At 74.2% G+C, this 10,155-nt stretch carries 11 protein-coding genes and 2 tRNA genes; 4 read left to right on the top strand and 9 right to left on the bottom strand.

Annotated features, from left to right (window positions below; translation table 11 throughout):
• Positions 1-480: 480 nt before the first annotated feature.
• Positions 481-553: transfer RNA gene (locus tag BM414_RS20995), tRNA-Lys, on the bottom strand.
• 170 nt (positions 554-723) lie between these two features.
• Here BM414_RS20995 and BM414_RS20990 point away from each other — a divergent pair.
• The 4 genes from BM414_RS20990 to BM414_RS20975 all read left to right on the top strand — a co-directional run bounded on the left by BM414_RS20990 (position 724) and on the right by BM414_RS20975 (position 3,852).
• The gene (locus tag BM414_RS20990) at positions 724-1,905 is read left to right on the top strand and encodes a L,D-transpeptidase (RefSeq protein WP_245784882.1); all 1,182 of its coding nucleotides are present in this window, start codon (positions 724-726) and stop codon (positions 1,903-1,905) included.
• A gap of 63 nt (positions 1,906-1,968) precedes the next feature.
• Positions 1,969-2,376, top strand: a complete 408-nt coding sequence (locus BM414_RS20985) for a hypothetical protein (protein ID WP_093582614.1) — start codon at positions 1,969-1,971, stop codon at positions 2,374-2,376.
• 86 nt (positions 2,377-2,462) lie between these two features.
• The gene (locus tag BM414_RS20980) at positions 2,463-3,560 is read left to right on the top strand and encodes a sialidase family protein (protein ID WP_093582612.1); all 1,098 of its coding nucleotides are present in this window, start codon (positions 2,463-2,465) and stop codon (positions 3,558-3,560) included.
• Positions 3,561-3,570: 10 nt separating this feature from the next.
• Positions 3,571-3,852, top strand: a complete 282-nt coding sequence (locus BM414_RS20975) for a MoaD/ThiS family protein (protein WP_093582610.1) — start codon at positions 3,571-3,573, stop codon at positions 3,850-3,852.
• Between the two features lie 68 nt (positions 3,853-3,920).
• Here BM414_RS20975 and BM414_RS20970 read toward each other — a convergent pair whose 3' ends face one another.
• The 8 genes from BM414_RS20970 to orn all read right to left on the bottom strand — a co-directional run bounded on the left by BM414_RS20970 (position 3,921) and on the right by orn (position 10,155).
• Positions 3,921-4,166 carry a hypothetical protein gene (locus BM414_RS20970; RefSeq protein WP_093582648.1) on the bottom strand — a complete coding sequence of 82 codons (246 nt, stop codon included), beginning with the start codon at positions 4,164-4,166 and terminating at the stop codon, positions 3,921-3,923.
• Between the two features lie 104 nt (positions 4,167-4,270).
• Entirely contained in the window at positions 4,271-4,498 is a 228-nt protein-coding gene (locus tag BM414_RS20965) for a hypothetical protein (RefSeq protein ID WP_093582608.1), read from the bottom strand.
• A gap of 92 nt (positions 4,499-4,590) precedes the next feature.
• Positions 4,591-5,814 carry a CaiB/BaiF CoA transferase family protein gene (locus tag BM414_RS20960; protein ID WP_093582606.1) on the bottom strand — a complete coding sequence of 408 codons (1,224 nt, stop codon included), beginning with the start codon at positions 5,812-5,814 and terminating at the stop codon, positions 4,591-4,593.
• Between the two features lie 52 nt (positions 5,815-5,866).
• Entirely contained in the window at positions 5,867-6,604 is a 738-nt protein-coding gene (locus BM414_RS20955; protein ID WP_093582604.1) for an acetoacetate decarboxylase, read from the bottom strand.
• On the bottom strand, positions 6,604-7,545 hold the full coding sequence (locus BM414_RS20950) for a 3-hydroxyacyl-CoA dehydrogenase NAD-binding domain-containing protein (RefSeq protein WP_217644850.1): 942 nt from the start codon (positions 7,543-7,545) through the stop codon (positions 6,604-6,606). The genes BM414_RS20955 and BM414_RS20950 overlap by 1 nt, the downstream gene beginning before the upstream one ends.
• A gap of 86 nt (positions 7,546-7,631) precedes the next feature.
• Positions 7,632-9,257, bottom strand: a complete 1,626-nt coding sequence (locus BM414_RS20945; RefSeq protein ID WP_093582601.1) for a peptide chain release factor 3 — start codon at positions 9,255-9,257, stop codon at positions 7,632-7,634.
• Positions 9,258-9,329: 72 nt separating this feature from the next.
• Positions 9,330-9,405 (bottom strand) — tRNA-His (locus tag BM414_RS20940).
• A 57-nt stretch (positions 9,406-9,462) separates the two neighbouring features.
• Entirely contained in the window at positions 9,463-10,155 is a 693-nt protein-coding gene (gene orn, locus BM414_RS20935) for an oligoribonuclease (protein ID WP_093582599.1), read from the bottom strand.

The following is a 10,155-nucleotide window of genomic DNA, read 5'->3' as shown; positions in this document are numbered from 1 at the left end:
TCGGCCACCAGGCCATCGCAGCGCATCCGCACACGCTGCTACCAGCCCTCAGCCGATCCCGACAGCGACACGCATAACTGCCGTTGCAGTACTAAACCCGGGGCGGGACACCAAGGCGATCGTCGCCGAGGCAACCGAGCGCGCTGCTGAAGAGCCGGTAACGGCAAAGGGTCATCGACGACGAGGGCGAACGCCCGTACGCCCATCCCGCACGGACGCGCAGCACCCTTTCGGCGACCAAGGCATCCGGCAGCCTGATGCGGGCGGGGAGTGGCAGAGGGTGGGCACCGTCCAGCTCCCGAGGCGGTTGCAGGAGCGCGGGTCCTCACGGGTCGCGCGTCCGCAGTGTCTCCGGGGTGCGCTGCCGAGGAGACAGAGTTTTCGATGGGTTTTCCATGGCTTGGCGCGACGGCCGTTGCCGGGTGGCGTGCCCTTCGATCCTGTACTCGCAGGTCAGAAGGGGAATCGAGGTGAAGAGAGTGCGCCATCAGGGACTCGAACCCCGAACCCGCTGATTAAGAGTCAGCTGCTCTGCCAATTGAGCTAATGGCGCGTGTCTCCCGGCTGCCCGGGCCACGAGGGGCAACGATACCAGCGGTCGGCGGCGGCCCGCCCGGGGGTCCCGGGCGGCGGACGCCCCGGTTCCGTGACCAGCGTGGACACTCGAGTGGGTACAGCCGTGCCCGCTGCCGCGGCACGGTCGGGCACGAGGAGGCAACGAGGGTGCGACGGACGGCTGCGCTGGTCACGGCGGGGGTCCTGGCCCTGCTCAGCGGGTGCACCGGGGGTGACGGCGAGACGTCCTCGGCCGCGCCGGGGACCTCGTCCCCGGCGGACGCCGCTCCCGCGCAGCTCTCGCTGGTCCCGGCAGACGGCACGGCCGACGTCGCACCGGCGGACCCGGTCGAGATCTCCGTCACCGACGGCGAGCTCGAGGACGTCACCGTGACCGACGACGCCGGGACCGAGGTCGCCGGCGACGTCGCGGACGGCGCCACCGAGGGCACCGGGGTCTGGACGCCGCGGGAGCCCCTGGCCTACGGCACCACCTACACACTCACCGCAACGGCCGAGGGGGCCGACGACCAGCCGGCCCAGGCCACCAGCACGTTCACCACCGTCACCCCGGAGGCGGTGACCACGCCGTCGATCGGCCCGCTGGACGGCCAGACGGTCGGCGTCGGCATGCCGATCCGCGTCTACTTCGAGCAGCCGGTCGGCGACCGGGCCGCCGTCGAGAGCCGCCTGCGCGTCACCAGCTCCACCCCGACCGACGGCGTGTGGAGCTGGATCAGCGACACGGAGGTGCACTTCCGGCCCTCGCAGTACTGGCCGGCCGACACCGACGTGACCCTCCACGCCGACCTCTACGGCGTCGACTTCGGCGAGGGCGTCTGGGGCGAGAAGGACCGCACGGTGTCCTTCCACGTGGGCGAGCGGCACGTCTCGATCGCCGACGCCTCGACCCACCGGATGCAGGTCTACGACGGCGACCGGCTGGTGCAGGACTGGCCGATGAGCGCCGGCAGCCCGGACACCCCGAGCTACAACGGCCCGCACGTGGTCACCGAGCTCAACGCCGACCGGGTCATGGACTCCAGCACCTACGGCGTGCCGGCCGACAGCCCCGGCGGCTACCGGACCCCCGTCCAGTGGGCCGTGCGCCTCTCGGACAACGGCGAGTTCGTGCACGCCGCTCCGTGGTCGGTGGCCCAGCAGGGCAGCGCCAACGTCTCGCACGGGTGCATCAACCTCTCGACCGAGAACGCCCGCTGGTTCTACGACTTCTCGCAGCCCGGGGACGTCGTCGAGATCCGGAACTCCGACGCCGGACCGCTGACCTCCAGCATCGCCGACTGGACGGTCCCGTGGGACGAGTGGCGGGCCGGCAGCGCGCTCAAGTGATCTCCGTTTCCCGAGGTCACACGGCGGGAAGATCCCGACCGGTCTCTGGGAAGGGGAGCGTTCGTGGACACCTGGTTGATCGTCCTGATCATCGTCGTCGCACTGGTCGTGCTCGTGCTGGTCGGCCTCGCACTGGCCAAGCGCAGCAGGGTGGCCGGCGCCAAGCGCCGGGAGCAGCAGCGCGTCCAGGCGCGTGAGCACCTCGAGGAGGCACGGCTGCGCGGCGCGCAGGCGGAGAAGGAGCAGGCGGCGGCCGAGGAGCAGGCCGCCCGCGCCCGCCGCGAGCGCGCGGAGGTCGAGGAGCGCACCCGCCTGGCCGAGCAGGAGGCCCGCCAGCGGGCCGCCGCGGCGAAGGAGCACGCCACGGCCGCGGAGAAGCTGCGCGCCGAGGCCGAGCGGCTCGCGCCGGGGCTGGGTGACGGGCACGCCGGCCAGCACGCCGACGGTTCCGGGGGCGCCACCCGCCGCTGAGCGGACACCGCTCAGTTCGGGCGGCGGCCGCGGTCAGAGGTGTCGGGAGGGGTCCGCGGGACCCCGCCGACACCTCGGAGGGACCCGTGGCCGACCTGCTCGCCATCGGCACGCGCAAGGGGCTGTGGCTGGCCCGCAGCGACGACGACCGCCGCACCTGGACCCTCGACGGGCCGCACCTGCTGTCGCAGGAGGTGGCGGCGGTCGGCATCGACACCCGCGGCGGTTCCACCGGCGGCAGGGTGCCGCGGGTCCTCGTCGGGGTGCAGTACGGCCACTGGGGCCCGACGGTCACCTGGTCCGACGACCTCGGCCGCACGTGGGACGAGACCGACGAGGGCGCGATCCGCTTCCCGGCCGACACCGGTGCCGCGCTGGCCCGCGTCTGGCAGATCCGGCCGGACACCGCCGACCGTCCCGGCGTCGTCTGGGCCGGGTGCGAGCCGCACTCGCTGTGGCGCAGCGAGGACGGCGGGTGCAGCTTCGCCCTCGTCCGCGGCCTGTGGGACCACCCGCACCGGCCGAGCTGGGAGCCCGGTGCCGGTGGCGGCGCGGTGCACACCGTGATCCCGCACCCCACAAACGACCGGGTGCTGGTGGCCATGAGCACCGGCGGCGTCTACGTCAGCGACGACGGCAGCGAGGGGTGGGAGCCCCGCAACTCGGGCATCACCACGCCGTTCCTGCCCGGGCCGGCGCCCGAGTACGGCCAGTGCGTGCACAAGGTCGCCGCCGACGCGGGCGACCCCGACCGCCTGTACGCGCAGAACCACTTCGGCGTCTTCCGCACCGACGACGGTGGCGGGTCGTGGACCTCGATCGCCGGCGGGCTGCCGGTCGACTTCGGCTTCCCGGTCGCGGCGTCGCCGCGCACCCCGGGCACCGCCTGGGTGGTGCCGCTGGTCGCCGACGTCGAGCGGGTGCCCCCGGGCGGGCGGCTGCGCGTGCACCGCACCCGCGACGCCGGCGCCACCTGGACCGAGCTCGGCGAGGGACTGCCCGACGGCTCCTGGACGGCGGTCCTGCGCGACGCCGTCTGCGTCGACGAGGGCGACCCGACCGGCGTCGCCGTGGGCACGAGGGACGGGTGCGTCTACGCCAGCCGCGACGAGGGCGACACGTTCACGCTGGTCGCCGACCACCTGCCCGACGTGCTGTGCGTCCGGGCGGCGGTGCTGTCGTGAGCGTCCGGTCATGAGCGTCGAGGTGCTGCTGCCCGGCGTCCTGGCCGACCTGGCCGGCGGCTCCCGGCGGCTGGAGGTGGACCCCGCCGACGGCACGCTGGCCGGGCTGCTCGACGCGCTCGCGTCCACCCACCCGGTGCTGGAGCGGCGGATCCGCGACGAGGCGGGGCAGGTGCGCCGGTTCGTCAACGTCTACGTCGACGGCGACGACGTGCGCTTCACCGCGGGCCTGGCGACGCCGGTGCCGGCCGGTGCGGTGGTGCAGGTGCTGCCCTCGGTCGCCGGGGGCTGAGACCCGTCGCCGGGGGCTGAGACCCGTCGCCGGGGGCCGGGACCCCGTCGTCGGCGGCCGGGATGCGCTCAGAGGCGGGCGAGCTCGGCGCACTCCGGGCAGAGCTGGTGGTCCTCGTAGTCCTCCGGAGGCCACACCGTCTGCTCGTCCACCGCCACGTAGGAGCCGCACAGCGACTTGCGGCTGCGTCCGGTGACCCGGCCGATCGTCGCGTGCGCCGGACCGATCTGCCGGGGCTGCAGGCCGTCGGGGCTGCCGACCGAGCCGACCATGACGACCGCGTGGGCGGTCCCGTAGGAGTAGGCAGTGGTCATGCCGCCAGGGTCCGAGGCGGTGCGGCGCCGGGCCAGCACCTGCCGGTGCGTGTCCGCACCGCAGCAGCGCACGCGTCCCGGCCGCCCCACCGACCCCAGGCGGATCAGGCGCGCGGTCTCCCGACCGGCTCGGCGCTGATCCGTGCGGCGGCCGCCTCGATCCACGGCTGCCCGGTGTCCAGGCCCTCCGCCCTCGCCACGGCCCGCACCGCCGCCGTCGTCACCTCCAGCGGCTGCCCGGGCACCCGGTCCGAGGCCAGCTCGTAGACCAGCAGGGCCTTGAGCCGGCTCTCCAAGGGCAGGTCCTGCAGCAGCTCACGCCAGTCCCCCATGGCACCTGGGTGCCCGTGCGCCGTCGCGCCCACGCCCGCCGCCGGTCACCCTCGGCGTGTCGCCCCCGGGCGGGCGCGTCCGGCCGTCGCTCTCACCCGGCGGGCAGGCCGACGACGCCGTCCCGGGCCAGGGCCGCGAGCTCGTCCCCGCCGACGCCGAGCTCGGTGAGGACCGCCTCGGTGTGCTCGCCGATCGCCGGCGCCGGCCCGCGCGGGCCGACGTCGCCGCCCTGCAGGCGCAGCGGGGCGCGGACGGTGCGGAAGCGCCGCCCGGAGGCGTCGCCGATCTCGGGGAACAGCCCGTCGGCGGCGGCCTGCTCGTCGGCGGCGAACTCCGAGACGGTCGAGGCCGGGCCCCAGATGAAGCCCCGCTCGTCGAAGATCGCGCACCACTCCTCGAGCGGGCGGGTGGCGAAGGCCTCGTCCATCAGCCGGGTGAGCTCCGGCATGTTCCGCGCCCGGTCGGCCCAGCCGGCGAACCGCTCGTCGTCGACCCACTCGGGGTGGCCCACGGCCTCGCAGAACGGCGCCCACCAGCGGGGCTCGGGCATGAACAGCAGGATCCAGCGGCCGTCGGCGCACCGGAACCCGCCGTGCAGGGCGTGCGGCCGGGCCACGCGGCCCTGGGGTGTGGGCCTGACCCCGTCGATGAGCGTGGCCGACAGGTCGCTGGACATGGTCCACGCGGCGGCGCCGAGCAGGCTGACGTCCACGACCTGCCCCTCGCCGGTGGCCTCGACCACGCGCAGGGCGGCGAGGACGCCGCTGAACAGGGCCAGCGCCGCGGTGTGGTCGCCCTGCGCGGGGCGCAGGCGCGGCGGTGCGGGGTTGGCCGGCTCGCTCATCGCGTCGAGGACGGCCCCGCGCCCGAAGAAGGCGGTGAGGTCGTAGCCGGGGCGGGCGGCGTCGGGTCCGCCGGGGCCGTAGCCGGTGAGGGTGGCGTGCACCAGCCGCGGGTTGAGGGCGTGCAGGGCCGGCGCGTCCAACCCGAAGCGGGCCTGCCGGCCAGGCAGCAGGTTGCAGAGGAAGACGTCGGCGCGCGCGGCCATCCGCCGCACCAGGTCGGCGCCCTGCGCCTCGTTGAGCGCGACGGCGATGCTGCGCTTGCCGCGGTTGTCCATCTGGAAGGCGGCGTCGATCGGCTCCTGGCCCTCCGGGACCTCCGGCTGCCGGGTCGCCCCGCGCATGGCGTCCCCCCCGAGGGGCTCGACCTTGACGACGTCGGCTCCCATGTCGGCCATCAGCGCGGCGGCCCCGGGCGCGGCCATCCAGTTGGCCACCTCGACCACGCGCACGCCCTCGAGCGGTGCCACCATCGCCGTTCCTCCCCTTCCGCTCCGTCCCGGGGCGCCGACGGCCGGCGTCCGGTCAGTCCTGCAGGTAGTCGAAGACGAGGCTCGCCCGGCCCAGCGTCAGGTCGGTGAGGATGTGGCTGGCCGAGACGATCTCCCGCACGGGCAGGTCGGCGAGCGGGGCGAGCACGTGCTCGAACAGCTGCAGCCGGGCCGGCCCCCTCCAGGCGCCGCGGATGGTGATGTCGGTGATCTGGCTGCGGACGAGCTCGAGGATCCGCGGGCGCCGGTCGTAGCCGGGCAGCATCTTCAGCCCGAAGGTGGGCCGGCCGATCTCGGCGATCGCGTCCTCGTCGCTCATCGGCGCGTGCTTGTAGCCCATGGTCGCGGTGGCCACGCGCAGCGTCCCGTAGTCCAGGGTGCCCACGAGGGTGTCGGAGTCGACGTAGAGGCTCGGCGTCCCCGACTTCTTCGGGTAGGCGCTGATCTCCCGGCCGCTGGTGATCGAGGCCAGGCTGTCGACGTACATGGCGTGCAGGTAGTCGGCGCTCTCGCCCTCGTACTGGACCTGAAGCACCTGGCCGGACTCGGTGAACGACCCCAGCCCCGTGACGTCGGGCATCCGCATGACCTCGAACTTGACCAGCGGGTCGCCCACGGTCAGGGGCTCGGGGACGACGCGCCGCATCGCCTCGGCGTCGGTCCGGTACAGGATGTTGAGGTACTCCCGGCCGGTGAAGCGGTACCGGGCGGCGGGGTAGGCCGGCGCCCCCAGCGGGGTCGTCGTCTGCCGGCGGACCTCCTCGAGGTCCATCAGCCGTTCCCGCCCCGCGCCTCGTCGCGGGCACGGATGACCGCCAGCTGCGCCCGGTCGCGGTCCTCGGTCAGCTGCTCGTAGGTGCGACCGGCGAAGCGCTCCTCCACCTGGCTGCTGACCAGCTCGACGGTCGCCTCGTCGAGCTCGGGCTGCTCGACGACCTTCCAGCGCCGTGCCATGCCGGGGCCGAGGTGCTCGAGGAAGTGCCGCATGCCGCCGGGGCCGCCGCCGAGGTGGAAGCTCTCGAACGGGCCGGCCGTCGCCCAGCGGGGTCCGATCGACTCGGTGACGATCTCGTCGAGCTCCGCGGCGCTGACGACGCCCTGGGTCACCAGCCACACGCACTCGCGGAACAGCGTCGACTGCAGCCGGTTGGCCACGAACCCGTTGATCTCCCGGTGCAGCACGACCGGCTTCTTGCCCACCGAGCGGTAGAAGGCGACCGCCGCCTCGACCGCCCAGGGCGCGGTGCGCTCGCCGGGCACCACCTCGACCAGCGGCAGCACCTCCGGCGGGTTGAACGGGTGGCCGACCACGAGCCGCTCGGGCGTGCGCATCTCCCGCGCGAGGTCGCTGGGCATCAGCGCCGACGTCGACGACGCGATCAGCGTGCGCTCGCCGACGGCTGCCTCGATCCGGGCGAACAGCTCCTGCTTGAGCGGCAGCCGCTCGGGCGCGTTCTCCTGGACGACGTCGGCGCCGGCGACGGCGGTCTCGACGTCGTCGACGACCTCGATGCGGGACAGCAGGTCCGCGGCCTCGCCCGTCGCCGGTTGCAGCCGGGTGAGGTGGCGCACCGCCGACTCGACCTCGGGGCCGATGCCCGGCCGCGGGTCCTGCACGCGGACGGTGTGGCCGTGCGCGGCGAACAGCGCCGCCCACGACAGCCCGATGGTCCCGGCCCCGATGACCGCGACGGTGCCCTGACTCCGGTCCACGTGCGGCCCCCACTGCGCTCGGCGGTCCCCTCCCTGCATCGCAACACATCGGAGAGCGTGTTGCGACCCGGGTCACACCGGGACCGTCAGGCCAGCTGGGCGGCGACCAGGGGCTCGAGGGTCAGGTCGGGCTTGCCGTTGCGCACGATCCCCATGACCCACTTGGTGGTGAACAGCGCCAGCAGCTCGCCGTCGCTGCGCTGCATCACCTCGGTCCCCGAGGTCGCGGTGATGCGCGGGGCCGATGCCTCGTCGGTGCGCATCGCGAGGGTGTAGGGGAGCGGCTCGAGCTGCACCGGGGCGTGGAACTCGTGCTCCATGCGGTGGGTGGCCACCTCGAACTGCATCGGGCCCACGACCGCGAACACCGGCGCCTGCTCACCGCGCCGGTCCGACCGCAGCACCTGCACGACGCCCTCGGACTCCAGCTGCTCGATCCCGCGGCGGAACTGCTTGTGCTTGGCCGTCTCGAGGCTGCGGACGACGGCGAAGTGCTCGGGCGCGAACGTGGTCAGCGGCGGGAAGGTGACCGGCTCCTGCGCGTAGAGCGTGTCGCCGACGTGCAGCGCCGAGGCGTTGACCAGCCCGACGACGTCGCCGGGGTAGGCGACGTCGATGCTCTCGCGCTCGCGGCCGAAGACGTGCTGGGCGTACTTCGTCGCGAAGGGGCGCCCGGTGGAGCCGTGGGTGACCACCATGCCCCGCTCGAACACGCCGGAGCAGATCCGGATGTAAGCCAGCCGGTCCCGGTGGGCGGCGTCCATGCCCGACTGCACCTTGAAGACGAAGGCGCTGAACGGGGCGTCGACCGGCCGGAGCACCCCGTCCGTGTCGGGCCGGCCGGCGGGCGCGGGGGCCAGGTCGACGAGGACGTCGAGCAGCGCGCCGACCCCGAAGTTGGAGACCGCGGAGGCGAAGAGCACCGGGGTCGTGACGCCGGACAGGAACAGGTCCTGGTCGTGCTCGCCGGCGGTCGCGGCCAGCAGGTCGACCTCCTCGACGGCCTGCGGCCACGCGTCGGGCTCGCGCGCGGCGGCCGTGGGTGCGGGGAGGACCTCCTCGGGGGCGACCGTGGCACCCCCGGCGGTCCGGGTGTAGCGCCGGTAGCTGCCGTCGCGCCGGTCGAGCACGCCGCGGAAGTCGCCCGCGATGCCCACCGGCCAGGTCAGCGGCGTCGGCGTGAGCCCGGTCCGCTCGGCGACCTCGTCCATCAGCGCGAGGGCGTCCTTGCCGGGGCGGTCCCACTTGTTGACGACGGTGACGACCGGGATGCCGCGGTGCCGGCAGACGGCGAACAGCTTCATCGTCTGGGCCTCGAGGCCCTTGGCGGCGTCGATGAGCATGACCGCGGCGTCGACGGCCGTGAGCACCCGGTAGGTGTCCTCGGAGAAGTCGGCGTGCCCGGGGGTGTCGAGGAGGTTGACCACGGTGTCGCGGTAGGAGAACTGCAGTGCGGCCGAGGTGATCGAGATCCCGCGGGCCTTCTCCATGTCCATCCAGTCCGACACCGTGCCGCGCCGGCCGGCCTTGCCGTGCACCGCGCCGGCCTGGCCGATCACCCGGGCGTGCAGGGCCAGCGCCTCGGTCAGCGTCGACTTGCCGGCGTCGGGGTGGCTGATGACGGCGAAGGTGCGCCGCCGTGCGGCCTCGGCGACCACGTCGGCCGACGTGGGCGCCGCGTCGTCCGGTCGGGTCGGGACGCTGGTGGTCATGGCTGGGTCTCCCTGGGGTGGTCCGCAGAGACGCAAGGCCCCGGTCGGCGGACCGACCGGGGCCTTGCGTCGTGGGGTGAGTGACGGGGCTCGAACCCGCGACACCCAGGATCACAACCTGGTGCTCTACCAGCTGAGCTACACCCACCGCGTGCACCCGGCAGCACGACCGCGCCGGGAACGGGACCGAGGATACCGGAGCCGGTCAGCCCCCCGACGCAGCCGGGGGTGCGCCCTCGGCCGGCGGGCCCGCGGGTGGTGTCGCGTCGGCGGCGGCGAGCACGTCGGCGAAGCCGGCCACGACCTCGCCGGCCGCCCGCTGGGCCTGCGACGTCGAGGGTCCGGGCCCGTCGACGAACAGCGTCCGGCGGTAGTAGGCGAGCTCACGGACGGACTCGACGATGTCGGCCAGCGCCCGGTGCGCCAGGCCCTTGGGCGGCTGGGCGAAGTAGACCCGCGGGAACCACCGGCGGGCCAGCTCCTTGACCGAGCTGACGTCGACCATCCGGTAGTGCAGGTGGTCGTCGAGCTCGGGCATGTCACGGGCGAGGAAGCCGCGGTCGGTGCCGATCGAGTTGCCGCACAGGGGCGCGGTGCGCCGCTCGGGCACCCACCGCTTGATGTAGGCGAGCAGCTGCTGCTCGGCCTCGGCCACGGTGAGCGTCGAGGCGCGGACCGCGTCGGTCAGCCCCGACTTGGCGTGCATCTCGGTGACGACGTCGGCCATGTCCTCGAGGTCGGCGTCGTCGGCGGAGATCACCAGGTCCAGGCCCGGGTCGAGGACGCGCAGCTCGGAGTCGGTCACGACGACGGCGACCTCGATCAGCTTGTCCCGGGTGAGGTCCAGTCCGGTCATCTCGCAGTCGATCCAGACCAGGTGCCCGCCAGCGTCCGCCAC

This window comes from Geodermatophilus amargosae (assembly GCF_900116515.1).
GTDB classification, from domain to species: domain Bacteria; phylum Actinomycetota; class Actinomycetes; order Mycobacteriales; family Geodermatophilaceae; genus Geodermatophilus; species Geodermatophilus amargosae.
The sequence above is the reverse complement of the archived record's forward strand: the minus strand, read 5'-3'. Positions and strand labels throughout refer to the sequence as shown.